17 protein-coding genes are annotated in these 26,914 nt (G+C 54.4%); 5 read left to right on the forward strand and 12 right to left on the reverse strand.

Translation table 11 applies throughout. The annotated features are described in order from the left end of the window. Positions 1-144: 144 nt before the first annotated feature. Entirely contained in the window at positions 145-816 is a 672-nt protein-coding gene (gene queE / locus ACMV5H_RS23340) for a 7-carboxy-7-deazaguanine synthase QueE (RefSeq protein WP_021179399.1), read from the reverse strand. 319 nt (positions 817-1,135) lie between these two features. On the opposite strand from queE, the gene ACMV5H_RS23345 reads away from it, so the two are divergent. The 4 genes from ACMV5H_RS23345 to ACMV5H_RS23360 all read left to right on the forward strand — a co-directional run bounded on the left by ACMV5H_RS23345 (position 1,136) and on the right by ACMV5H_RS23360 (position 7,630). Next, positions 1,136-2,473 carry an MFS transporter gene (locus tag ACMV5H_RS23345; RefSeq protein ID WP_179249335.1) on the forward strand — a complete coding sequence of 446 codons (1,338 nt, stop codon included), beginning with the start codon at positions 1,136-1,138 and terminating at the stop codon, positions 2,471-2,473. A 398-nt stretch (positions 2,474-2,871) separates the two neighbouring features. Beyond that, positions 2,872-4,563 (forward strand): urocanate hydratase, encoded by a 1,692-nt coding sequence (gene hutU / locus ACMV5H_RS23350; RefSeq protein ID WP_024483429.1) that lies wholly within the window; start codon positions 2,872-2,874, stop codon positions 4,561-4,563. Then, positions 4,560-6,095 (forward strand): histidine ammonia-lyase, encoded by a 1,536-nt coding sequence (gene hutH / locus ACMV5H_RS23355; RefSeq protein WP_414822579.1) that lies wholly within the window; start codon positions 4,560-4,562, stop codon positions 6,093-6,095. Before hutU ends, hutH begins: the two co-directional genes overlap by 4 nt. A 140-nt stretch (positions 6,096-6,235) precedes the next feature. Beyond that, complete coding sequence (locus ACMV5H_RS23360; protein ID WP_115159097.1) at positions 6,236-7,630, forward strand: amino acid permease; 1,395 nt, start codon at positions 6,236-6,238, stop codon at positions 7,628-7,630. A gap of 587 nt (positions 7,631-8,217) precedes the next feature. On the opposite strand, the gene ACMV5H_RS23365 is transcribed toward ACMV5H_RS23360, so the two are convergent. The 11 genes from ACMV5H_RS23365 to rlmD form a co-directional block, all read right to left on the reverse strand. Continuing rightward, a complete protein-coding gene (locus tag ACMV5H_RS23365) occupies positions 8,218-8,979 on the reverse strand; it encodes a hypothetical protein (RefSeq protein ID WP_257014194.1) in 762 nt (253 codons plus the stop codon). Positions 8,980-9,144: 165 nt separating this feature from the next. Continuing rightward, the gene (locus ACMV5H_RS23370) at positions 9,145-9,888 is read right to left on the reverse strand and encodes a molecular chaperone (RefSeq protein WP_115159095.1); all 744 of its coding nucleotides are present in this window, start codon (positions 9,886-9,888) and stop codon (positions 9,145-9,147) included. A gap of 8 nt (positions 9,889-9,896) precedes the next feature. Further along, a complete protein-coding gene (locus ACMV5H_RS23375; protein WP_071682260.1) occupies positions 9,897-11,234 on the reverse strand; it encodes a fimbrial protein in 1,338 nt (445 codons plus the stop codon). Between the two features lie 29 nt (positions 11,235-11,263). Continuing rightward, on the reverse strand, positions 11,264-13,831 hold the full coding sequence (locus tag ACMV5H_RS23380; protein ID WP_414822580.1) for a fimbria/pilus outer membrane usher protein: 2,568 nt from the start codon (positions 13,829-13,831) through the stop codon (positions 11,264-11,266). A gap of 20 nt (positions 13,832-13,851) precedes the next feature. Then, a complete protein-coding gene (locus ACMV5H_RS23385) occupies positions 13,852-14,580 on the reverse strand; it encodes a molecular chaperone (RefSeq protein ID WP_059199782.1) in 729 nt (242 codons plus the stop codon). Between the two features lie 138 nt (positions 14,581-14,718). After that, the gene (locus tag ACMV5H_RS23390; RefSeq protein ID WP_059199781.1) at positions 14,719-15,252 is read right to left on the reverse strand and encodes a fimbrial protein; all 534 of its coding nucleotides are present in this window, start codon (positions 15,250-15,252) and stop codon (positions 14,719-14,721) included. A gap of 631 nt (positions 15,253-15,883) precedes the next feature. After that, entirely contained in the window at positions 15,884-17,179 is a 1,296-nt protein-coding gene (gene eno / locus ACMV5H_RS23395; protein ID WP_021179388.1) for a phosphopyruvate hydratase, read from the reverse strand. An 80-nt stretch (positions 17,180-17,259) separates the two neighbouring features. Continuing rightward, entirely contained in the window at positions 17,260-18,897 is a 1,638-nt protein-coding gene (gene pyrG, locus ACMV5H_RS23400) for a glutamine hydrolyzing CTP synthase (RefSeq protein WP_024483442.1), read from the reverse strand. Between the two features lie 366 nt (positions 18,898-19,263). Beyond that, entirely contained in the window at positions 19,264-20,058 is a 795-nt protein-coding gene (gene mazG / locus ACMV5H_RS23405) for a nucleoside triphosphate pyrophosphohydrolase (protein ID WP_059199780.1), read from the reverse strand. 60 nt (positions 20,059-20,118) lie between these two features. Then, complete coding sequence (gene relA / locus ACMV5H_RS23410; RefSeq protein WP_021179385.1) at positions 20,119-22,353, reverse strand: GTP diphosphokinase; 2,235 nt, start codon at positions 22,351-22,353, stop codon at positions 20,119-20,121. A 9-nt stretch (positions 22,354-22,362) separates the two neighbouring features. Continuing rightward, positions 22,363-23,700 (reverse strand): 23S rRNA (uracil(1939)-C(5))-methyltransferase RlmD, encoded by a 1,338-nt coding sequence (gene rlmD, locus ACMV5H_RS23415; protein ID WP_414822581.1) that lies wholly within the window; start codon positions 23,698-23,700, stop codon positions 22,363-22,365. A gap of 67 nt (positions 23,701-23,767) precedes the next feature. On the opposite strand from rlmD, the gene barA reads away from it, so the two are divergent. Beyond that, positions 23,768-26,500, forward strand: a complete 2,733-nt coding sequence (gene barA / locus ACMV5H_RS23420; RefSeq protein WP_059199778.1) for a two-component sensor histidine kinase BarA — start codon at positions 23,768-23,770, stop codon at positions 26,498-26,500. Positions 26,501-26,914: the final 414 nt, after the last annotated feature.

The following is a 26,914-nucleotide window of genomic DNA, read 5'->3' on the forward strand; positions in this document are numbered from 1 at the left end:
AGAGCGGGAATAGTGAGACGGATGAATATAGTTAATATGCTGAAAAAGTTAGGGAATGAGTACAGTAATATGGTCATGGGATGCTGACCATATTACTGGGGATCACTCAGCCCTGTGGGAGAGGGTTGGGGTGAGGGGTAGGTCTTAAGCAATATTCAAATACTTATGCGTCTGCATCGAAAGCCGCCAGTTGCGGGCAATGCAGGTCTCAATACACAACCGCGTCGCCTCTTCTTTCTGGCTGATCGGCTGCAAAGCGATAATACGGTGTTTTTCGTCGTGCAACGTTGCCAGCAGCTCATCCAACGCCTCAATATCACGTTCACGCCCCACCGGATGCTTGATCTCATCGGCCCGCATCAGCGCCTGCTCTACTACCTTCAAACCACCGCGCATATTCACTTTGGGTGAAACCGTGACCCAGGTATTGGGGGAACAGAGGACTTCATGGGTGCCACTGGTTTCAATTTGGCAGCCATAACCCGCGTTCTCAAACAGTTTGGTCAACGGGATCAGATCGTAGATGCACGGCTCACCACCGGTGATCACGATATGGCGCGCGGTATAGCCCTGCTGTTCGACCACCTCCAGCAATTGTTCCGCACTGGCGCTTCCCCAGGCATCACTCTCGGCAGTTTTCACCAGGATGCGTTGCATATCCACTTCCCGATCGGCGTCCTTTTCCCAGGTGTGTTTGGTATCGCACCAGCTGCATCCCACCGGGCAACCCTGTAGGCGAATAAAAATGGCCGGAACGCCGGTGAAATAGCCTTCGCCCTGCAAAGTCTGGAACATCTCATTAATCGGGTACTGCATCGCTTTCTCAATCTGTCTAGGTAAAGACGCATTATCGCAGATCCCGACCGGGCGACCAAACCTGGAAAAGTGTATTAAATTTTGTCCGTTCGGCGACGACCAGCAGCTTTCTCCGGTTAACCTGCTAATAGGTGACGTTTATTGCAGACTTAACACCAACCCCCCATGTTATCCACCGCTCAAAACAAACATAAAATTAACATTTAAAACGAAAATATTTGACATAAAAGCGCCTGTGACGCAGATGTATAGACAGGCAGGCACAAGTCGGGCGCAGTTCCGACAACCCATCAACATCCTATCTGCGTTTAAGGAAACTATGGCCCATTCCACCGAGTTGAATATTCAGCAGGCTATCGACGACAGCAAATTTTCGCTGTTTCACTGGACCCTGATCATCCTGGGTTTTCTGATCCTGGCAATTGACGGTTACGATACCGCGGCGATGGGCTATATCGCCCCTTCGGTGGCCAAAGACTGGGGGATCGTGAAACAGGATCTGGGGCCGGTATTAAGCGCGGCGCTGCTTGGCCTTTCGTTAGGAGCCCTGGTTGCCGGGCCGATTTCTGACCGCGTTGGCCGCAAACGGGTGCTGGTGTTCTCCTGCCTGTTCTTTGGCCTTTCCAGCCTGGCTACCGCCTACGCAGGTTCACTCAATAGCCTGACGCTGTGGCGCTTCCTCACCGGGCTTGGGCTGGGTGCCGCCATGCCAAACGCCATCACGCTGATCTCCGAATATGCTCCGCAGCGCTGCCGATCGCTGGCCATTAACACCATGTACTGCGGCTTTCCGCTGGGAGCGGCAGGCGGTGGCGCCATCTCTTCCTGGCTGATCCCCGCTTACGGTTGGCACAGCGTGTTGCTGCTGGGGGCCATTGCCCCGCTATTGCTCACCGTGCTGTTGATCCTGCTGCTGCCGGAATCGGTGAAATACATGGTTAACCGTGGGCAAGATGCCGCTAAAATCAAACAGATTGCCCAACGTTTTATCAGCTATAACATCAGCCACATCACCCGTTTCTACCTGTATGAAGACAAGCTGGCCCTGTCGAAGACCAGCGTCGGCCTGCTGTTCAGCCGCCCCTACCTGGTGGGGACACTGATGCTGTGGCTCACCTATTTTATGGGATTGGTGATCTACTACGTATTACTGAGCTGGATGCCGCTGTTGATGCAAGGGTTGGGGTATCAGCTTGAGCAATCGGCGATCCTGACGTCGCTGTTCACCTTCGGCGGTACGCTGGGGATCCTGATGGCTGGCTGGTTGATGGACCGCTGGAATGCCCACAAGGTGGTTTCCACCGGCTTTGCCATCAGCGCTCTGCTGATTGTGGCGATGGCCACCGAGGATAGCCAGATCGTGCTGCTCGGCGCCTTTATCTTCCTGATGGGCATTACCATGAACGGCGCGCAATCCGGCCTGCAAACCCTGGCTGCCACCTACTACCCAACGCACAGCCGCGCTACCGGTATTGCCTGGATGCAGGGGATTGGCCGCTTTGGCGGCGTGGCTGGCACCATGATGGCGGCTCAGCTACTGGCGATGGAGTGGCAGGTGCAGAGTATTTTGCTGTTCCTGGCGATCCCGGCGCTGCTAGCCAGCCTGGCCACGGTATTTAAAATGACGCGTTCAAGCGCATTGCAACCGGCTATCTAACCTATTGATTATATTAATGGGCGCTGTATGCAGCGCCCTACAAATCGTTGTCTCCCAATCCTCCGGTAATACGTTTTTTTTATCTCTCCCGCTTAGTTGTAATCCAGATGTAAAATTATTGTGATTTGTCGCTCAAAAATGACACTATTTTAATTCATTTTTGTAGAGCAGCTCACTGTTTTGCCACGTCCGGCTAATGGTCTTAATCCGAAAATAAAACATAACAACATGATTTAAAACACAAATAACATTTGCTTATGCCATTTTTCGCAAATTGTCGCCGCTGTTGCATATGCTTGTACATACAAGTATATGTTAATAAACCCCGCTCATTGTTATGGCCTGTGAGTTGCCGTCATAAGATGAGATTTGTACCGATACTGTTTGAGGAACTAGCTGTGACTGCAAATAACAAAGTTCGCCATGTTGATATTCGCGCGCCCCGCGGCACACAATTGAACGCCAAAAGCTGGCTGACCGAAGCGCCGCTGCGCATGCTGATGAACAACCTCGATCCTGAAGTGGCTGAGAATCCACACGAACTGGTCGTTTATGGCGGTATCGGCCGCGCAGCCCGTGACTGGGACTGTTACGACAAGATTGTTGCCACCCTCAAAACTCTGGAAGACGACGAAACCTTGCTGGTGCAGTCCGGCAAGCCGGTCGGCGTGTTCAAAACGCACAGTAACGCCCCGCGCGTGCTGATTGCCAACTCCAACCTGGTGCCTCACTGGGCAACCTGGGAACACTTTAACGAATTGGATGCCAAGGGTCTGGCGATGTATGGCCAGATGACCGCTGGCAGCTGGATCTACATCGGTAGCCAGGGCATCGTGCAGGGCACTTACGAAACCTTCGTCGAAGCTGGCCGCCAGCATTACGACGGCAGCCTGAAAGGCCGCTGGGTGCTGACCGCCGGGCTGGGTGGCATGGGTGGCGCACAGCCACTGGCCGCTACCTTGGCCGGAGCCAGCTCGCTGAACATCGAATGCCAGCAGAGCCGCATCGATTTCCGCCTGAAAACCCGCTACGTCGATGAGCAGGCCACCGATCTGGATGACGCACTTGCGCGCCTGAAAAAGTACTGCGCCGAAGGCAAAGCCATCTCGATTGCCCTGTGTGGCAATGCGGCAGAAATCCTGCCGGAGCTGGTCAAGCGTGGCGTGCGCCCGGACATGGTTACCGACCAGACCAGCGCCCACGATCCGCTCAACGGTTACCTGCCAAAAGGCTGGAGCTGGGAAGAGTATCGCCGCCGTGCACAAACCGAACCTGCGGTGGTGGTGAAGGCTGCCAAACAGTCAATGGCCGAACACGTAGAAGCCATGCTGGCGTTCCAGAAAATGGGCGTGCCTACCTTCGACTACGGCAACAACATTCGCCAGATGGCCAAAGAGATGGGCGTTGATAACGCCTTTGACTTCCCAGGCTTTGTACCTGCCTATATTCGCCCGCTGTTCTGCCGTGGCGTCGGTCCGTTCCGTTGGGCGGCGCTGTCTGGCGATCCGCAGGATATCTACAAGACCGACGCCATGGTCAAAGAGCTGATCCCAGACGATGAGCACCTGCACCGTTGGTTAGATATGGCACGTGAGCGCATCAGCTTCCAGGGCCTGCCAGCCCGTATCTGCTGGGTCGGCCTGGGCCAACGCGCCAAGTTGGGCCTGGCGTTTAACGAGATGGTACGCCGCGGCGAACTCTCTGCTCCAATCGTCATTGGTCGTGACCACCTGGATTCCGGCTCGGTCGCCAGCCCGAACCGTGAAACCGAATCAATGAAAGACGGCTCTGATGCCGTATCCGACTGGCCGCTGCTCAACGCCCTGCTCAACACCGCGAGCGGTGCCACCTGGGTGTCTCTGCATCACGGCGGCGGCGTCGGCATGGGCTTCTCCCAACACTCCGGCATGGTGATCGTCTGTGACGGCACCGATGAAGCCGCCGAGCGTATCGCCCGCGTGCTGCATAACGACCCGGCCACCGGCGTCATGCGCCATGCCGATGCGGGTTACGAGATCGCTATCGACTGCGCCCGCGAGCAAGGTCTGAACCTGCCAATGGTTGCCGCTACTCAGGGAGAAAAAGCATGAAGGCTCTGACTATCCGCCCAGGTAAGCTGACGCTTGCCGAACTGCGCCAGGTTTATCAGCACCCGGTCACACTGACGCTGGACGACAACGCCTATGGCGCGATCCAGCAGAGCGTTTCCTGCGTGGAACGCATTGTGGAAGAGAACCGCACCACTTACGGTATCAATACCGGCTTTGGCCTGCTGGCTTCCACCCGTATCGCCCGCGAAGATTTGGAGAATCTGCAACGTTCCATCGTGCTGTCACATGCGGCCGGTGTGGGTGCACCTACCGATGACAACCTGGTGCGCCTGATTATGGTGCTGAAGATTAACAGCCTGTCGCGTGGTTTCTCCGGCATCCGTCTGGAAGTGATCCAGGCACTGATGGCGCTGGTGAACGCCGAAGTGTATCCGCATATCCCGCTGAAAGGCTCCGTCGGTGCTTCAGGCGATCTGGCCCCGCTGGCGCACATGAGTCTGGTGCTGTTGGGCGAAGGTAAAGCCCGCTATCAGGGCGAGTGGTTACCGGCCACCGAGGCGCTGGCCAAAGCGGGTCTGAAGCCGTTAACGCTGGCAGCCAAAGAGGGTCTGGCGCTGCTGAACGGCACCCAGGTTTCCGCCGCCTTTGCGCTGCGTGGCCTGTTTGATGCCGAAGATCTGTTTGCTGCCGCCACCGTCACCGGCAGCCTGACCGTGGAAGCCGCTCTGGGATCTCGCAGCCCGTTCGATCCACGCATTCATGAAGTACGTGGCCAGCGTGGGCAGATCGACGCCGCCGGCGCTTATCGCCACCTGCTTGGCGCGCGTAGCGCCGTGTCAGACTCACACGCCAACTGCGAAAAAGTGCAGGATCCTTACTCCCTGCGCTGCCAACCGCAGGTAATGGGTGCCTGCCTGACGCAGATCCGCCAGGCCGCAGAAGTGCTGGAGATCGAGGCCAACGCCGTTTCCGATAACCCGTTGGTATTTGCCGAGCAGGGCGATGTGCTGTCCGGCGGCAACTTCCACGCCGAACCGGTAGCCATGGCTGCCGATAACCTGGCGCTAGCGTTTGCCGAAATCGGTTCACTCTCCGAGCGCCGTATTTCACTGATGATGGATAAGCACATGTCGCAGTTGCCACCGTTCCTGGTGGATAACGGCGGGGTGAACTCCGGCTTTATGATTGCCCAGGTCACCGCCGCCGCGCTGACCAGCGAGAACAAGGCACTGGCGCACCCGGCCAGCGTTGACAGTATCCCAACCTCGGCCAACCAGGAAGACCATGTCTCGATGGCGCCGGCAGCGGGCCGTCGCCTGTGGGAAATGGCGGATAACGTCCGCGGCATTCTGGCCGTAGAATGGCTAGCGGCCTGCCAGGGGCTGGATCTGCGTAAAGGTCTGCAAACCACTGCAGGGCTGGAGCAGGCTCGGCATCTACTGCGCGAACATGTCGCCTACTACGATAAGGATCGGTTCTTCGCCCCCGATATCGAAGCAGCCAGCCAACTGTTGGCAGCAGGCCATCTGACCGCGCTGATCCCAGCCACTTTGTTACCTAGCCAGGCGTAACGCCTTTAGGCCGTGCCCCGTCAGTCTGGAGCACGGCCTATTACCCTGCACAATTCGTCCTCTATCCCGCCGGGGTTCGTTCCCCCTGTGCGGATAGCGCTGCCTGTCCGACAACAATATGATTAAAACGGAGAAGCAACATGCGTAATGAGAAACCCCAGCTCCGGCGTGGCCTGAACGCGCGACACATCCGCTTTATGGCACTGGGTTCGGCCATCGGTACCGGTCTGTTCTATGGTTCCGCTGGCGCTATTCAACTGGCTGGCCCGGCCGTACTGCTTGCCTATCTGGTGGGTGGCGCGGCGGTATTTATGGTCATGCGTGCCTTGGGGGAGATGGCGGTGCATCAGCCCGTCTCCGGCTCCTTCGGCCACTACGCCAGCCATTACCTCGGCCCGTTGGCGGGCTTCCTCACCGGTTGGACTTATACCTTTGAAATGGTGATCGTGGCCCTGGCCGACGTGACGGCCTTCGGCATCTATATGGGGCTATGGTTTCCGGATGTCGCTCAATGGGTCTGGGTACTGAGCATCATTCTGTTTATCGGCGCGCTTAACCTGTGCAGCGTCAAAGTGTTTGGCGAGATGGAGTTCTGGCTGTCGCTGGTCAAGGTTGCCGCCATCGTGGCGATGATCGTTGGTGGGGCTGCCGTGATGTTGTTCGGCTTCGGTGTCACACAGGAAGCGACCGGCTTCAGCAATCTGTGGCAACACGGTGGCTTTATGCCTAACGGTATTGGTGGCGTCATTGCCTCCCTGGCGGTGGTGATGTTCGCCTTCGGCGGGATTGAAATTATCGGTATCACCGCCAGCGAAGCCAAAGATCCCGCCAAGGTGCTGCCCAAGGCGATCAACGCCGTGCCGGTCCGTATCCTGCTGTTCTACGTGCTGACCCTGCTGGTATTGATGTCTATCTATCCGTGGAACAGCATCGGCCAGAACGGTAGCCCGTTTGTCGAGATTTTCAGCCATATGGGCATCAGCTCGGCGGCTAACGTGTTGAACGTCGTGGTGATCACCGCTGCCATCTCCGCCATCAACAGTGACATCTTCGGCGCTGGCCGCATGATGTACGGCATGGCGCAGGATGGGCAAGCACCTAAGGCCTTCACCAAGCTGACCGGTAACGGCGTACCTTGGATGACGGTATTGGTGATGTCCATTGCTCTACTGCTGGCCGTAGTGCTCAACTATCTGATCCCCAAACAGATCTTTATCATCATTGCCTCCATCGCCACCTTTGCCACGGTGTGGGTATGGCTGATGATCCTGCTGTCGCAGATCGCTATGCGCCGCACGCTCACTAAAGATGAAGTGGCAAAGCTGAGCTTCCCAGTACCTTGGTGGCCAGTAGCTCCTGCATTGGCCACGGCGTTTATGGTGTTTGTGATCGGCCTGCTCGGTTACTTCGAGGAAAGCCGCATCGCGCTGTATGTCGGGCTAGTCTGGGTAGCCTTCCTGACGCTGGCTTATACCTTGTGGGTACGCAAAAAAGGTGGGGAAACCTCTACCGTAGTCTCAACCGAAAGCCGCTAACAACCAGCCCACCAGCCTCGATTAATGAGGCTGGTGCCCGCTGCGGCAGGTTTACTCGCCCAAGGGTTGCCGTCAGCTTGGTGAAAGCCTTAGGAGCCTGACCATGTAAACGGTATCTCTGGCCGTATAGACTTCGCTGTGACCTGGTCAGTCCTTGTTTGAATAAGACACTCATGGTGACATACATGAACGCGGGCTTGTAATAATGCACCGCTGAGTCAGAAACCATCATGATTTCAACCTGATCATTGATAACCTCCCGGTGTCACTTGGCGGCCAAAAGATTGGCCACTAGGGAACCTACCGTACCACCACATACAATAATTATCCTACTTCACATTCCAACCTCTCTGTCTGCATACAACAAAGTACGTTAGCCATGGCATTATTACACTGACTCTATTTAAGGCATTTATTCCAGAAGGAGAAAGCAGATTTTTCCGTGAAGGAACTAAAAGTCTAATAGCTAATAACCATAAGACATAATAAAAAGGAATATAAAAATAGGATTTATATTAAACCAATGAAATCATGGTATTATGAGAATAAAAACAGAGTGCATGACAGTTAATTTAATGCTATGAATTTCATTTTAAAACTAAATCATTATCGTGGCTTTTCTGGCAGAGCTGGTTATGTTGCTGACATGCTCCATCCAGGCTGTAACCCACCATCGCCATATACAGGCTAAAGTAGCGTTCTGCCATCTCAATAAACGAGCTATTTAACTCAATCAGCACGTTATTTTTGGTGGTGAGCAGGCCCGATTTTTCCGCCGCCAGCAGGATCCGATTGATATGCGTACGGGACACCGAGCTAAACTTGGCGATCTCCGCCGAAGACAAAAACAGCACGTGGGAATTATGACGGATACTTTCTATAAATAGCATCAGTAACACCATATGGCCCGCATCTTTAGTAATAAATAATGCGGCCTGTGGAACCAGATCGATCAGATAGATCTCCTGTATCATCAGTTGGCCGTAAACCTTGAAGAACGCAGGTAAAAACCAGCTCTGATCCAACAGGTCGGCAACCGGAATTTCGGGGGCTAACGTTTGATAGGGCAGCGCCATCGAGGAAACCAGCTCATGGGTTTGGCGCAAAGCATTCGGGGTAGGCCTAAACAACAGCGTGCGCCGGTCTTGATCGTCCTTCTTGACCTCCAGCCAGCGCCCTACGCGCAGAAAGAACAGAAACGAATCCAACGCGTTCTCGCTGATAATATCTTTGTCTTTAAAAAAGGCTTTAACATCCTTCAGGGCGGCCTCGCTTTGGTTGTAATAAATGGCCAGCAGAGTCGAGCAGATAATAAAGCGGCTGTTACGAAAGATGATTTTGTAGAACATAGGATGATTCCGATAGGTTTCATCTATCATCACGGCGTGTTTAATTATCGCCTGATGGAACCGCCCCGAGCTTCTTATCCTGGCGGCCCGTTGTGCCAATTCAAGTTCGATCTGAGGTTTATTGGGTAGCATCTTTTTCTCTATTTGGCCACAAGGTGAGGCCTGTTATTTCCGTACGGCATATTGTTGAACGACCGCATTACCCTGGTCATCGATAATGGCGGCGTTGACCACTGCTGAGGAGATAGCTACTGATTGAACAATACCATCAATCCGATACTTTTTGCTGCCAAAAGGCGGCGTCATCATATCGCTCTCTTGTTGCACCGGATAATCTTGCTGACCAATGCGCAACGCAAGACGGGAAAAAGAGAGATAAACCGGCGACGAGTTATCGCACAGCAAGACGTAATGATTATCTTCCTTTTTCAGTGTGAACACCGGCTTGGGCGCATCCTTCTCTGCCGCGACTACCGCCTTGGGCCGATAGAAAATCTTCATCTGGGTGTTCATCGCCATGGTCACGCTAGGCTGAAGCGGGGGGATCACCGGACGTGTTGGTGGAATTTCGTACAGATTAATCCAGAAGACCGATTCCCTATCCGTTGGCAGTGACTGCTGGTTATAAATCAGCCTCAGCCCTTTCATGGTCTTGGGCTGCATGCTAAATACCGCAGGCAAGCTGACAAAAGGCGCTGTTGATTGCTCAGGGGCCGCATTGACATCCCCATCGTCTACCCAGGTTTGCACCACTATCGGATAGTCGTTGGTATTGAGGAGCATCAAGCTTTTTTCATTATCGCCCTCACGAAAAATCACTCGCGTCGCGGAGGCAATAATGCCAGCCTGAGCCAGCATGGCAGGTAACAAGCCACCGAGCAGCAGTAGCGTACAGACGATTTTCTTCATAATGTTCTCTACTGTACCTTGACCCAAACATACGCCTTGGCATCAACCTTGCCCGCCGTAACGGTCTGGCCCGGCAAGCGTGATAATGTGGCTGTCAACTGCGTGGTGTAATGAGTATACCCCGTCGCGGTACTGCCCCCGCTGCTTGCGCCATCGAGAACTGGATACCAACCCGCATTGTTACCCTGTGGGCACTGGCCAGCACTACAACGAGCCCAGCCGACAAAGTTCATTGGCGTACCGTTGCTACTGTTAGAGAGTGCAATTCCCACGCCGGTCGCTACACTGCTGTCCGTGCCATAACCGTCAGAGAGCAGATAGCTGACGCCACCGCTGGCGTTGACCAGACCAAGCTGTTGCGCCAGAGCAAAGCTGGCATAAGGGACTTGCAGACCCAAGGCCGTACGATTGGTACTAATCCCCGAAACGGCTGCATTATCACATTCGATATTGATGGTGAACTGGGCCTGCGAGGTTCGCCCCGCGGTTAATTGACCGACGGAAAGCGTGGGCAGGATCACCAGCGGCGTGACGTTACGTGCCACACAGGTGGCGGTGTAAGAAAGAGAAGAAATCGGCGACGTCCCCATCCCCATCGCGTTCCAACGCCCGGTTCCCCAGGTCGAATAGTTGGTGGCTGAATCGCTACCAATAGGATCAGACGCAATACCCGGCCCTTGGAAGGTCACATAGCCATTAGGCTGGATGCAGGTATAGTTCGAATTACCCGTGGTGGAAGCCATGCCAGTCAATGGATTAGAGGCACTGTAACCACAGTAGTTACTGGCACCACGGCCAGGGAGCGAGCTGATGCGGATCAGATCTGCCCGGATGGGGCTGAAATCCTTGACCCGGACCTGGATCTTGTTACCCACGGTGGCATAACGGGTGATCGGCGTTGCCTGCCAGTAACGGGTAAATACCTTGCCCGAATCCAGATGAGTGAGACGAATACCGACATAGGGGAAGTAGGTGGCAAAATAGTTGGGATTGCCGTCCGCCGCCCCTAAATCATAATACCCCCCCACCCGGTCGTCACCGTTGGTGGCAAACACTTCAAAAATCTGCCCGACGTCGCTAGCATCGCACTCATACAAAACTTTGTTCGGATCTGGGTAACGGACGCCGGAGGTGAAATCAAACACGCTACTGCCCAGCGGCGTGCCTACAGGCTGCAGGTATGTGCTGGTCAGGTTGATACGCCCCAGGCCGATCCCGACGCCACAGGCGTCGCAACCGGAGTCAATGGCTGGCGAAACGCGGGTGCATCTGGCCGCCGCTGGTAGGCAGACCCCTGCAAATAGGCCTCCCAACAGCGCCAACCGCAGCAGTGAAAATAACTTCATGGCATAACCTCCGGTGAAAAATCGGTAAATCAGCGGCATGTCGCCTTCAATAACAGGATCGGCTCATCGCTTGGTGGGGGTAATTTATAGGGTAAGCTGCATCGTTCGGTCGCCCCTTTTCCCCAGCGTAAGGTCAATTTCCCCTGCGGTTTATCGCTGCGCAGATAGACCTGATTAGCCTGGCCGACCATGCCGACATCATTATTGTTCTCATCATAGACCGAGGTCCCCATCGGGATGATGCTGCCATCTGGCCGCTGAACCTTGATCAACACCGCCTGACCTCGTATCGTTTTGAAGTGCAGACGCACCGTGGCTCCTGCGAAAGGTGCCACGCGCTGTTGCCCACTTTCCAATTCTGCTTTGCTGCTCATCCCCTGCGGATTCAAAGCCACAGTATTGAAATGATAGGGCACCAACGAAGGAACCAGCGCATAACCGAAACGATCGACACGGGCACCCTGCCCATCCATCACTTGCGCACCACGCGCACCAGGGGCATCGATCAGGGCAAAGGTATCCCCAACATAAGGCCCAAGCGTGACTCCACCGCGATGGGCAACCACTGCCCCCTGTAGTGCTGCCGATCCCTGCCAATATTGGCTGGATGCTGAAACCGAGCCGGTGGCACTGGCATAAGGCAGGCGGGTTTGCAGATTCCCCCCCCAGATACTGTTATGGTTATTATCGTCGGTGGTGAAATTAAGCCCATAGCCGACCTGCTGCGTCTCCCCCACGTTGCCCGAGAGCGCCGCCTGATAGCTCCCTCCCTGCCCCTGGCTATGGTTAGAGAACAACGATGCCGTTGGCGCAGAAGAAGAGCGGCCAAGAGGAAAGGAAACCGAGAGCGAACTAACGGTTTGCGAGGTGTTGGTACTCGCGAAACCATTGCTATTCACATAAGGCTGATTTCCGTCGTAATAGGCGCTATTGTTGCCGTTCAGGCTACGGGTACGCGTCACCGAAAGGTTCAACGCGACGCCGTTGCCAAATACCTTGCCCCACCCAAACTGTAGCTGATTATCCCGGCCACGCCCATCGCGATAATCCTGCGTAGAGCCTGACAGCGTCAGGTTACCCAATGAGCCGATCCCCTGATTGACGGCCACTTCAAAGCGCGACTGCTGGCGATAGGAATCGGATTGCCAACTTTGTCCACTGCGTTCTGCCTGACGTACGCCAAGCACATCGCTCAAATCACGAAACCCTTCGGTGGAGTAACGATACCCGGCGATGGAAAGCGTGGTATCCGTTGGGGTAAAGCTTTTGCTATAGGACAGGTGCAGCATCCAGCCCGAGGTAGTGCCTTCCGGCAGGCTGGCATGGGAAAAAGTGCTATCCAGGCCAAAAGCACCCAGCGAGTTACTATAGACCCCACCCAGCATCAAGGCCTGATAACCATCAGCCAACTGGTTGCCAGTATTAAACGTTAGAGAGTTGCTCAAACCATACTGCCAGGTCAGCTCACTGAAAAGATCGTTGTCGCCGATAAAGCGCGATCGACCAAGAGTCGCCGAATAACGTGAGGAGCCGGGGCGCATGGATTGGGGAACGGCAGAGAATGGTACGGTAAAGGTGCTGACGCTACCATCTGCCTCGGTCACCGCCACCGTCAGGTCACCGGAGAAGTTGGTGGCAAACAGATCGTCAATCGCAAAGGGACCAGGGGCCACCGTGGTTTCATACAGTTGGCTTTTGCCCTGAAACACGGTCACCCTGGCGTTACTGTTAGCAATACCGCGCACCACGGGAGCATAGCCTCGCAGCGAGTCCGGCAGCATACGATCGTCCGACGTCATCCGGACACCGCGAAACCCCAGCCCGGCAAAGAAATGGCCGTCGGTAAAACCTTCTCCCAGCAAAACCTCACTGCGTAACGGCAGCACCGCCCGCTGGACATAGCGGCGGCTGGTATCCCAATGGCTGCCAAATTCATTATCAAAACGGAAGCTGGATTGCTGGCGGTAACGCCATAGACCCAGGTTAAAACCCCCATTCAGATTGGCGAAGGTGGAATTGAGATCCTTGGTCTGCCCCTGGCGGTAGTTGACGTGATATTGGTTAACGTTGTAGTTGAAAAACGCCATTGTTTCACCGCTGCTCAGACTGTCAGGGCTGACGCTGCCACGGGGTTTATGGTTCAACAAACTCTGTGGGATACTGAGATCCAATCTTAGTTGTGACATATCGGCCTGAACCTGAATATCTTTAAGATCGCGTCCAGGTTGCAGGCAGCCTTCCGCAGGCGCCACCGGCACCTCCTTTAGACCAAGGCGTTCCAGCTGTTGTCGGTCAAAACACGGCAAAACGCGCCGATCGTCACCCAAAACAAAGCGGATTTTGCTGCGTTCAACAAATACGCCGTTGGTAAACAGTTCGACCTCATAGTTGCCTGGCGTCACCAGATCCTGTTGGTTGAACTGTTCGAGTTGCGTAGTGCTGAAAACGCTGCCGCGCAGTAAATCGGCGTCGAAGGCGTAGTCGTCGTCCGTCGCGCCTTGTGCCAGGGAGATCCCGCCCAAAGAGAGCAAAAAGAGGCCATAGCGGCAACACGTTGATAGCAGAGGCGGAAATGTGGGATAGTTTTTAAGCGACATCAGGACCTCCCTGTCCTTTTTTAGTGCGGCGTCTCTAACGTTACGGGAACCTCTACCCCGTAGTCATTCATGACGCCGAGCACCACTTTCAGTTTCCCTTTGGGGAACGCCGAGCCGAGCGGCCAACTCACCTGCGAAAAAGGCGCGACCATATCGGCCGGTTCAATATGCAGGTTTTTATTGCCGCTTTTGGCATAGCTGATGCTGACGTAATAAGGCGTGGGATTACTGACCTGTAATGCATTGCCATTACGCTGGATTTGCAACTGTTTACCCGCCTGATTCCCCTCTCCCGGCAGCCCTTCTGGCCGATAGAACACCTTCAACCGGTTGCTGACCAACAGTACCAGCTTGTTTTTATCCGTTTCGCTTTGCTTGACGGCTGGCACCTGGAGGAAGTTAAGGTGAAACAGGGATTCTCGGTCGGTCGGTAAACCTTTGCCGGTGTACATCAAACGTACCATTTGCCCGCTATGGGCATTCATCCGGAAAATCTGTGGCGATGCGATAAAGGGGGCATCCGCCGTTTCGGGCGTCGATTTGTCATTATCGATATCGAGCCAGACCTGGAGCAGCGCCGGAGCAGCATCATCGTTGGTAAACTGCAGCGTCTTTTCGCGTGCCTGGGCCGGGTAGATCACTCGGTTGCCCAGCATGGTGACGCTGGCAGCAGCGCTATCGACAATCAGCAACGTCAGGCTGAACAGCAATGCCGCCCAACAAGAAAAGGTACGTGTGGTATACGCCATAAGAGAGACCAGTCAACAAGACTAATAACTCAGCCCCCCTTAGCGTTTCGGGCGGTGCTGACGTTATTATGGGTAACAGGTTATTTCCCGCCATCAGGCTTGAGCCTGGTGGCGGAAACAACCTGGAGCGGAAGAGTATTATTTATACGTAATCGCATATTGTGCCGTGGCGATCACTGAACCTGCAGTCACCCCAGCTTCTTCGGCATAATAACGGGCAACCAGTTCTTGCGAGGTTGATGTCGCGCCGGTTGCCAGCGTCATTGCGCTGGTGGTGGCCGTTGAACCCGTAGTAAAGCTCAGTGGCGTGGTGGCATCGCTATCCAACAGTTGAATAGAAACCTTGGTCGCATCACCGGTGTTACCCAGGTTGCCATTGGTAGTCGTGTTATTGCCCACAAATACCGTCTTGATGGAGGTGTCGCTGGCCGCGGTAGTACAACCGGTTACGTTAACGGTAAAGGTTGTGTCACCAGCGGTGGCACCTTTGGTAGCGAGCGAGCTGGCCGCAACCGTCTGCAGTAACACCACCGGATTGGCTTCATTGCCGTTAATATTCACCGAGCAGGTTTGAGTACTCACTTCACCCTTGAATTGCACGGTGTTGGCTGAATCTGCCATGGAGGTGCTAGAGAATGCAATTAAAGCGAGAGCCGTCATTTTGATTTTCATAAGAAATCCTTTTAATTTACTTTTTCCAATAAAGCAGTCCTGGCAGTAATTAATTACTGGCTTAAACTCACTAAGAATATACATGTCACACTATATTTCTAAAACGCCCTGTGGACATGTGAGATTATTCTAGCAAACCCAGATTTTTCCTAACAACCATTTTTTCGTCGCAATCGCATATAATAGAATTTATTTACATTTTGTAACAACTATTAATCTTGCTTTTTAGATAAATTAAAACATTAAATATCAATATGTTAAGATATCGCCATGATCACAACGCCACAATAATAAACATTTTGAAACATATTGGCCTTTTTAGGGGGTATTCCCTAAGGTTAGGAATATTCCTGTCATTTTAATATTTTAATGTCTTTGTTTAGATAATTATTGATTGTTCAGTAACCATTCAGATGTCGAAAACTAGGTCGCCGGGGCTGGAAAATACCACCACAAAACAGGAAATCTATCGCTGAAATACCCCTCCCCGCCACCAAGAAGAATCTTAAATAAATTTTTACACCATGTCGCAGATTGGTGAGTTCATTTAACATAGGCATAAAAAAACGGAGAGTACCTTTACGGCACTCTCCGTTTGCTTACTGATTCAGTAACGAATCAAACCGTTATATTACTGACCTTTAACTTCTTTCAGGCCATTGAACGGTGCGCGGTTGCCCAGCGCTTCTTCGATACGGATCAGTTGGTTGTATTTAGCAACGCGGTCAGAACGGCTCATAGAACCGGTTTTGATCTGGCCAGCCGCAGTGCCTACCGCCAAGTCAGCGATGGTAGCATCTTCGGTTTCACCTGAACGGTGAGAGATCACCGCGGTGTAGCCTGCGTCTTTCGCCATCTTGATTGCAGCCAGAGTTTCGGTCAGAGAACCGATCTGGTTGAATTTGATCAGGATAGAGTTAGCGATGCCTTTCTCGATGCCTTCTTTCAGGATCTTGGTGTTGGTCACGAACAGGTCGTCGCCCACCAGCTGGATTTTGTCGCCCAGCACTTTGGTCTGGTATGCGAAACCATCCCAGTCAGATTCGTCCAGACCGTCTTCGATAGACACGATTGGGTATTGCTTGGTCAGGTCTTCCAGGAAGTGAGTGAACTCTTCAGAAGTGAAGGCTTTGTTGCCTTCGCCAGCCAGCACGTATTTGCCGTCTTTGTAGAATTCAGACGCTGCACAGTCCATCGCCAGAGTAATGTCTTTACCCAGTTCATAACCTGCCGCTTTTACCGCTTCAGCGATAACAGCCAGCGCTTCGGCGTTAGAACCCAGGTTTGGCGCATAGCCACCTTCGTCGCCTACGGCGGTGTTCATGCCCTTGCTCTTGAGTACTTTAGCCAGGTGATGGAACACTTCAGAACCCATACGCACGGCTTCTTTCAGCGTTTTAGCGCCAACTGGCTGGATCATGAACTCTTGAATATCAACGTTGTTGTCTGCGTGCTCACCACCGTTGATGATGTTCATCATAGGCAACGGCATAGAGAATTTGCCTGGGGTGCCGTTCAGTTCAGCGATGTGCTCATACAGCGGCATACCTTTAGAGGCAGCAGCGGCCTTGGCAGCAGCCAGAGAAACAGCCAGGATGGCGTTAGCGCCAAACTGGGATTTGTTCTCGGTACCGTCCAGATCGATCATGATCTTGTCGATGTTAGCCTGGTCTTTGGCATCTTTACCCACAACCGCCTGAGCGATTGGGCCATTTACTGCGGCAACGGCTTTCAGTACGCCTTTACCCAGGAAACGAGACTTGTCACCGTCACGCAGTTCCAGTGCTTCACGGGAACCGGTAGAAGCACCTGACGGCGCTGCAGCCAGACCGACGAAACCGCCTTCCAGATGCACTTCGGCTTCAACAGTTGGGTTGCCGCGTGAGTCGATGATTTCACGACCGATGACTTTAATGATTTTGGACATTAGGTTTTCCTCAGACAAGTTAAACTAAAACTCCAGACAAACAACGCGCGGTTTTGGCCGCGCGTTGCTTACTAAAACTCTTATTTCACCTGACGCTTCTGGTGTTCACCGGCCGCCTTGACGAAGCCAGCGAACAACGGATGTCCATCACGCGGCGTCGACGTAAATTCCGGATGGAACTGACAGGCCACAAACCACGGATGATCAGGCAATTCAATAATCTCAACCAGCTTGTTGTCCGCAGAACGACCCGCCACACGCATACCTGCGGCTTCGATCGGCTTCAACAGCATGTTGTTGACTTCGTAACGGTGACGGTGACGTTCCACGATGGTTGGTTCGCCGTACATCTTGCGCACAAGGCTGTTGTCGGTCAGGTGGCATTGCTGGCCACCGACGCGCATCGTGCCGCCCAGATCGCTTTCTTCGGTACGGACTTCGACGTTGCCGTCTTCGTCACGCCACTCGGTGATCAATGCGACCACCGGGTACTTACAGTCTGGCACAAATTCGGTGGAGTTAGCATTTTCCATCCCCGCCACGTTGCGCGCAAACTCCATCAACGCCACCTGCATACCCAGGCAAATGCCCAGATAAGGAATTTTGTTTTCACGCGCGTAGCGTGCGGTCATCACCTTGCCTTCCACGCCACGATAGCCAAAGCCGCCAGGGATCAGGATGGCATCCAGATCTTTCAGCACTTCAACGCCGCGGGTTTCAACATCCTGCGAATCGATCAGCTTGATGTTGACGGTCAGACGGTTTTTCAAGCCACCGTGCTTGAGCGCTTCGATCACCGACTTGTAAGCATCTGGCAGTTCGACATATTTGCCGACCATGCCGATGGTCACTTCGCCGCCTGGATTGGCTTCTTCGTAGATCACCTGCTCCCACTCGCCCAGATTGGCTTCCGGCGGTGTCAGGCTGAATCGTTTACAAATATAATCATCCAAGCCCTGAGATTTCAAGAGGCCTGGGATTTTATAAATGGAATCAACGTCTTTCAGGGAGATAACCGCTTTTTCCGGTACGTTACAGAAAAGAGCGATTTTAGCGCGTTCATTAGCAGGAACTGCGCGATCGGAACGGCAGATCAGCACATCTGGCTGAATACCGATGGAAAGCAGTTCTTTTACCGAATGCTGGGTAGGTTTGGTTTTCACTTCACCCGCGGCTGCCAGGTATGGCACCAGCGTCAAATGCATGTACAGAGTGTGCTCACGGCCCACTTCGACGGCCATCTGACGAATGGCTTCCAGGAACGGCAGGGATTCGATATCGCCGACGGTGCCGCCGATTTCGACCAACACCACATCGTGGCCTTCGCCGCCTTCGATGATGCGTTCTTTAATGGCATTGGTGATATGTGGGATCACCTGTACGGTGGCACCCAAATAGTCGCCACGGCGCTCTTTGCGCAGCACATCAGAGTAGATACGCCCGGTGGTGAAGTTGTTACGACGCGTCATTTTGGTACGGATGAAGCGCTCGTAGTGACCCAGATCCAGATCGGTTTCTGCCCCGTCTTCGGTGACGAAAACTTCCCCATGCTGAATCGGGCTCATGGTGCCCGGATCCACGTTGATGTACGGGTCCAGTTTCATGATGGTAACGTTGAGGCCACGGGCTTCAAGAATAGCCGCCAAGGAGGCTGCGGCAATGCCTTTACCCAGAGAGGATACGACCCCGCCGGTTACAAAAATATAGTTAGTTGTCATGCTGAACCTGAGAGTTTAGGTTTAAAGACGATGGAAGAACCAAGACGGGAAAGTAGTATACCCGAACCTCTCTTGACCTACAAACGATCGTTTTACCTGCCATCATCTCAACCACCCTCGTGAGTTCATCCCGGTTTAATCGTTCGGCCCCCGTTTTAGAGCCCTTTAGAAACAATGGGTTAGCATAAAAAACTGCGTGCAAACCGAGTTTAGATGCAATAAAACACCTTAGATTTCAGTTTGTTGAGCTTTTCTGCCGGTTAAACCAGATTCAGCAATCCACAACCCGGAGCTTAACCGTTTCAGCTTGAGCAAATATTGTCGCCGATCAAACAAGCGACACAGTTAGGACAACGGTATTGGCAATTAGTTTTCCAGGCGTTTTACCTGCTGCCAGGCCTCCTCCATCTGCTCCAACGTGGCTTCCTGCATTGTCAGACCGCGGCTTTGCACGATCTCTTCAACCTGGCGGAAGCGGCGTTCAAATTTGCGGTTGGCCACCTGCAACGCCTTTTCCGCCTTATGACCCAGATGGCGGGAAAGATTGACCGTGGCAAACAGCAGATCGCCAATTTCCTCTTCCAGCTTCTGCTCGTCTACCACCGCTTGCTGGGCTTCGTGCATCACTTCATCCAGCTCTTCATACACTTTGCCTACGACCGGCCCCAAGGTGTTCCAGTCGAAGCCGACCGCGGCACAGCGCTTCTGGATTTTATGAGCTTTCATCAGCGCCGGTAAGGCGTTGGGAATATCATCTAGCGCAGAGTGCAGCGCTTTCTCTGCCCGTTCACCAGCCTTCAACTGCTCCCAGCGGGCGGAAACCGCCGCGCTGTCTGCTGCCTCAGCCTCACCGAAGATATGCGGGTGACGGCGTTCCAGCTTGTCGCTGATGGCGTTGCACACCTGGTCGAAGTCAAACAGCCCCTGCTCCTGGCCCATCTGAGCATAAAACACCACCTGGAACAGCAGATCGCCCAGTTCATCACGCAGCTCGGCATAGTCCTGGCGCTCAATGGCGTCCAGCACTTCGTAGGTTTCTTCCAGAGTGTAAGGTGCGATGGTGGCGAAGGTCTGCTTACGATCCCACGGGCAACCCACCTGCGGATCGCGCAGGGTTTTCATAATGGTCAGCAGGCGTTGCAGTGGTGTTGGTTGGGTCATGTTGAACTCTCTGAATAATTAAGGGCCCAGCATGCTGAGCCCTTAAGCAAAAAACAAAAATCAAGCGCCGTGCAGGCGTTTGGCGTCGATAACGTCGGGCAGTTGATTGAGCTTGGCCAGCACACGCCCCAGCACCACCTGGTTATAGATTTCGATGTCCATATCGATGGTGGCCAGCTGCTTTTTGGTGTCGCTGCGGCTGGCGACGCCCAATACGTTGACCTTCTCGTTGGCCAGGATAGTGGTGATATCACGCAGCAAACCGCTGCGATCGTTGGCCACGACGCGTACCACCAGCGAATAACCGCTGGAGTAGCTTTCCCCCCAGACCGCATCCACGATACGTTCCGGCGCGTGAGACTGTAGCTCCGCCAGTTGATCGCAATCCGCACGGTGGATCGAGATCCCACGCCCCTGGGTAATAAAGCCGACAATGTCGTCACCCGGGATCGGCTGGCAGCAGCGGGCAATGTGGTGCATCAGATTGCCGACGCCTTCGACCACCACGCGGCCATTATCTTTGTTGCGGGCCGAGGTTGCCGGGGCTTTCTGCTGGGTCAGTTGGCGTAACGCTTCGCGATCCTGCTCCTCGGCACTAGGTTTGTTGAGCTTGCCCTGTAGGAAGTTCACCATCTGGTTGAGACGGATATCGCCGCCGCCAATACTCGCCAACACTTCATCCAACGAGTTGACGTTATAACGCGGGATCAGCAACTTTTCGGCTTCCCGCAGGCTGATACCGAGGTGTTCCAGCTCGTTGTCCAACATCTGCCGCCCGGCCAGGATGTTTTTATCGCGATCCTGCTTGCGGAACCAGTTGTGGATCTTGGAGCGCCCACGGCTGGTGGTGACATAACCCAGGTTCGGGTTCAGCCAGTCACGGCTAGGGTTCGGCTGCTTCTGAGTGATAATTTCAATCTGATCGCCCATCTGCAACTGGTAGGTAAACGGCACGATACGGCCGCCGATCTTGGCACCGATACAGCGGTGACCGACGTCGCTGTGGATATGGTAAGCAAAGTCCAGCGGCGTGGAGCCGGCTGGCAGATCCACCACGTCGCCCTTCGGCGTAAACACGTAGACGCGATCGTCGAACACCTGGCTGCGCACTTCGTCGAGCATTTCGCCCGAGTCCGCCATCTCTTCCTGCCAGGCGATCAGCTTACGCAGCCAGGCAATACGTTCTTCGTAGCCGGAACGCGCCGTAACCACCGCGCCTTCTTTGTATTTCCAGTGTGCAGCGACGCCCAGCTCGGCATCTTCGTGCATCTGGCGGGTGCGGATCTGGATCTCCAGCGTTTTGCCACGCGGCCCGAGCACCACGGTATGGATCGACTGATAGCCGTTCGGTTTCGGGTTGGCGACATAGTCGTCAAACTCATCCGGCAGATGGCGGAAATGGGTATGGACGATGCCCAATGCCGCATAGCAATCCTGCAGGCGCTCTACCACTACGCGCACCGCACGCACGTCGAACAGCTCATCGAACGCCAGAGATTTCTTCTGCATCTTACGCCAGATGCTATAAATGTGTTTCGGGCGGCCATAAATTTCCGCCTTGATGCCTTCGATCTCCATCGCGCTATGCAATGAAGCCACGAAGTCATCAATAAACTGCTCGCGATCGATACGGCGTTCATGCAGCAGCTTGGCAATGCGTTTGTATTCATCGGGATGCAGATAGCGGAAGCAGAAATCTTCCAGTTCCCATTTCAACTGGCCAATGCCGAGGCGGTTGGCCAGCGGGGCGTAGATATTGGAACACTCTTTGGCCGCCAGCACGCGTTCGTCTTCCGGCGCATCCTTCACTTCACGCAGGTGGGCAATACGCTCTGCCAGCTTGATCACTACGCAGCGGAAATCTTCCACCATCGCCAGCAGCATGCGGCGCACGTTATCGACCTGCTCGGAGCCCATCGAGTCGTTGTGGGTGGCTTTCAGTTGGCGGATGGCGTCCATATCGCGTACGCCGTGCACCAGGGAGGTAATGCCGGAACCGAACTCTTCGGTAAGGGTCGCTTCAGGAACGATCGCCGCGTCCACCAACGGGAACAGCAGCGCCGCGCGCATACTGTCGTTATCCATGCTGAGGGTCGAGAGGATCTCCACCATCTCCAGGCCACGCCATAGCAGCAACGGCGCATCGGGATGGTCTTTCGTCTGCTGTTCACAGTAACGCCAGGTTGCGGCTAATCGCTCACCTGACTGCGGGTTGGGCAACCCCAGGCTGGCTATCCAGTCATCAAGCGCGAATTCACCCGCCGTATTCAGATGTGCAGTTCTTACCGCGACCATAACTTCTCCCTACTTTTTCCGCGCCCCGTGGATAAACAGCGCCATGGATTCAAGATGCCCCGTGTGCGGGAACATATCCAACATCCGCACACGCGCAAGACGATAACCGGCGTCCAGCAACACTTTGCTGTCGCGTGCCAACGTCGTGGGGTTACAGGATATATACACCACGCGCTCTGGCGCCAGTTTTACAATGTGTGACATCACCCCAGCCGCGCCTGCGCGGGCTGGATCCAGCATCACCTTATCAAATCCCTGTGCTGCCCATGGTTGTCGCGCAACGTCATCTTCCAGATTTTCATGGAAAAAGGAGACATTACTGAGCCTATTCCTATCTGCATTATATTGCCCATTCGCTACCAGCGTGGCAACACCTTCAATCCCGACCACCGCCTTGGCCCGCTTGGCCAGCGGCAGGGTAAAGTTGCCCATGCCACAAAACAGATCCAATATGCGATCATTGGGCTCAATCTCGAGCCATTCAAGGGCCTGAGCCACCATTTGCTGATTTACCGCATCATTTACCTGAATAAAATCGCGCGGATTGAAGTCTAAGCGTAGCCCGTCAACCTGATAATACGGCGCTTCACCGCACAGTTTTTCCAGCCGTTCGCTATCCGGTGCCAAATAAACGGTGGTGCCATTTTGCTGGGAAAACTGCTGCAAAGCCTGACGATCGCCCTGCTTGAGTGCATCCAGGTGGCGCAACACCAGCACCGGTCCGTTATCCGCCAACACCAGCTCCGCATGGCCCAGACGCTGCACGGCCTGCAAGCCGCTCAGGCATTGATACAGCGGCACCAGCAGCCGTTCCAGTTCCGGTGCCAATACCGGGCACTGCTTCACCGCCACCAGATCGGACGAGGCGGCCTGGTGAAAACCCATCAGCAAACGGTGCTGCTGGGGTTGCCACTGTAACCCCAGCCGCGCCCGCCGACGGTAACCATACTGCGGCCCGGCAATCACCGGTTCCTGCTGCGGCGTCACCCCGGTTTCGCGGTAGATCAGGCGCCCCAGCGCCGCCGCCTTGCTTTGCTGTTGCAGCGCCTCGGAGACATGCTGCTGCTGGCAACCTCCGCACACACCAAAGTGTGGGCAGCCCGGCTCAACGCGTTGTATGCTGCAATTTAACAGTTGCCTGAGCTGACCTTTGGCGAATTGCCGTTTGTCCTGCGTCAACTGAATTTCGGCCTGTTCCCCCGGCAAAACGCCGGGGATAAATACCGCTTTGCCTTCATGGCGTGCCACTCCCTGGCCAAATGGATCGAGGTCCGTTACCGTCACCGTGAATATTTGTGAAGCTTGCCGGGTCGTCATGCGGCGTTTCGGAGAGTAGAATTGCGCCATAATTATTGATTGTGTGTTGGTTAATTAAGCTTAAGATTAGCCTCCAATTCTCCCACATTGGAATCCCATGACCAAATACAGCTTGCGCGCGCGCATGATGATCCTGATCCTGGCACCGACTTTATTGATCGGTCTACTGCTCAGCACCTTCTTTGTAGTGCACCGCTACAACGAGCTGCAGGAGCAATTAGTCGATGCTGGTGCCAGCATCATCGAACCTCTGGCCGTCGCCAGCGAATATGGCATGACCTTCCGCAGCCGTGAATCGGTCCGGCAACTGGTCAGCCTGTTGCATCGCCGCCATTCGGATATTGTCCGGGCGATCACCGTATTTGACTCGCAGAACAACCTGTTTGTCACCTCCAACTATCACCACAATTATACCCAGTTGCAGTTGCCCAAAGGTGTGCCGATGCCCACCGATATGATGCTGACCCGGCGTGGCGATTCGCTGATCCTGCGTACGCCAATCCTGTCGGAGTCACAGTTCCCGGACGAGGACACCAGCGGGGAGGCACATCCCGACAGCAATCTCGGCTATGTGGCGATCGAGCTGGATCTGCAATCGGTACGCCTACAGCAATATAAAGAGGTGTTCGTTTCTACCCTGCTGCTGCTGCTGTGTATGTGTATTGCCATTCTGTTTGCCTACCGCCTGATGCGCGACGTCACCGGCCCGATCCGCAATATGGTCAACACCGTCGACCGTATCCGCCGGGGCCAGTTGGATAGCCGGGTCGAAGGCTTTATGCTCGGCGAGCTGCAAATGCTGAAAAACGGCATCAACTCGATGGCGATGTCGCTGACCGCCTATCACGAGGAGATGCAGCAGAACATCGACCAGGCCACCTCCGACCTACGTGAAACGCTGGAGCAAATGGAGATCCAGAACGTTGAGCTGGATCTGGCGAAGAAGCGCGCGCAGGAAGCTGCCCGTATCAAATCGGAATTCCTGGCCAATATGTCCCATGAGCTGCGTACCCCGCTCAACGGGGTGATCGGCTTTACCCGCCAGACGCTGAAAACCGACCTGAGCGCCACCCAGACCGACTATCTGCAAACTATCGAACGCTCGGCCAACAACCTGCTGACCATCATCAACGACGTGCTGGACTTCTCCAAGCTGGAGGCTGGCAAGCTGATCCTGGAACATATTCCGTTCTCGCTGCGTGAAACGCTGGATGAGGTGCTGGTATTGCTGGCCCCTAGCGCACACGACAAAGGGCTGGAGCTGACCCTGGATGTGCAAAACGATGTGCCAGAGCAGGTAATTGGCGATTCACTGCGGCTACAGCAGGTGATCACCAATCTGCTCGGCAATGCGGTGAAGTTCACCGAAACCGGCAATATCGATATCCGCGTTGAGCTACGTAACCAGTTGGAACGCCAGGTTGAGCTGGAAGTGCAGATCCACGATACCGGCATCGGGATTTCTGAACGCCAGCAATCGCAGCTGTTCCAGGCTTTCCGCCAGGCAGATGCCAGCATCTCGCGCCGCCATGGCGGCACCGGGCTGGGCCTGGTGATCACCCAGAAGCTGGTGAAAGAGATGGGGGGCGATATCAACTTCCACAGCCAACTCAACCGTGGCTCGACCTTCTGGTTCCACATCACCCTCGATCTCAACGAAGGCATGTTGTCGCTGCCACCTAGTCTACCGGATCTGCGCGGTAAGACGTTGGCCTATATCGAAGCCAACCCAACGGCGGCCCAGGCAACGCTGAATATGTTGAGCGTCACCCATTTGGTGGTAACCCATTCGCCAACCCTGGGGCAATTGCCGAAAAATCATTATGACTTCCTGTTGGCAGGCGTACCGATCCCTTATCGGGATGCTAATGGCCAGCATCGAGACAAGCTGCTGGAGTCGCTGAAACTTGCCGATCGGGTGATCCTGGCGGTACCTAGCCAGTCGCAGATCGATGCCGAAAAAATGAAAAAGCTGGGCGCTATCGGCTGCCTGACCAAACCGATCAGCAGTAATCGCCTGTATCCGTTACTGCGTCTGGAGGCCCCGCTGCGTCAGAACGCACCAAAGGTACATAGACGCTTACCACTGACGGTGATGGCGGTCGATGATAACCCGGCCAACCTGAAGCTGATCGGTGCCTTGCTGGCAGAACAGGTAGAAAAAACGCTGCTGTGCGAAAGCGGTGAGGAAGCCATCGTGCTGGCACGTGATAACGTGCTGGATATGATCCTGATGGATATTCAGATGCCGAATATTGACGGCATCCGCGCCAGTGAGCTAATCCGCCAGATGCCGCACCACAACTCCACGCCGATCGTCGCCGTGACCGCCCATGCGGTGAGCGGCGAGCGAGAACACCTGTTGGAGGCTGGCATGGATGACTATCTGGCCAAGCCGATTGACGAAGCCATGCTGACACGGGTGCTCTCCCGTTATCACACCATCGAGCTTGAACCAGAGGCAGCCCAGCCGCGTAGCCCAGCTGAACCACCGTTATCGCTGGATTGGCCGTTGGCATTGCGCCAGGCCGCCAATAAAGAGGATCTGGCGCGCGATCTGTTGCAGATGTTGATCGAGTTCCTACCGCAGGTCAGCGATCGGGTAAAAGCCGTGCTGGAAGGAGAAGAGGACGACACCATTCTCGATCTGATCCACAAGCTGCACGGCAGTTGCAGCTACAGCGGCGTTCCGCGCCTTAAGCAACTGTGCTTCTATCTTGAGCAGCAACTGCGTCAGGGTGTGAGCAACGGTGATTTAGAACCGGAATGGCTGGAGCTGTTGGATGAGATTGAGCTGGTGGAGACGGAAGCGAAGTTCCAGTTGGGGTAAACCAGACCCCTCACCCTAACCCTCTCCCACAGGGAGAGGGGACCGATCGAGTTCGTTATTCGTTGCAGAAACCTACCTGATCATGGCACTCAATCAACTACCTTTTACCCAGCTAACAGATTGAGCTCCACACCTTGCCACAACTCCGGACAGCTCCAGATCAAGACATAAGGGTTAGGGTGGGCCTGAAAATTCGGTGGTGTACCTTGGATGAGGGGACAATCGAGTTTGTTGAGATAGCCCCTTTATTTGCGAAAAAGCAGGGGCTAACAGCTCCCTCTCCCTACGGGAGTGTACAGACCGGGGACATGGTAGACAGGTGTTCAAGGACATGGTGAACACTTTTTAACATCCTTTACCCATGATGATCGACCTATTTCTCAGGTCGATCATCCCCACTTTCGTGCTGTACCA

The organism is Serratia sp. N21D137, assembly GCF_047530005.1.
Classification (GTDB): Bacteria; Pseudomonadota; Gammaproteobacteria; order Enterobacterales; family Enterobacteriaceae; genus Chania; species Chania fonticola_B.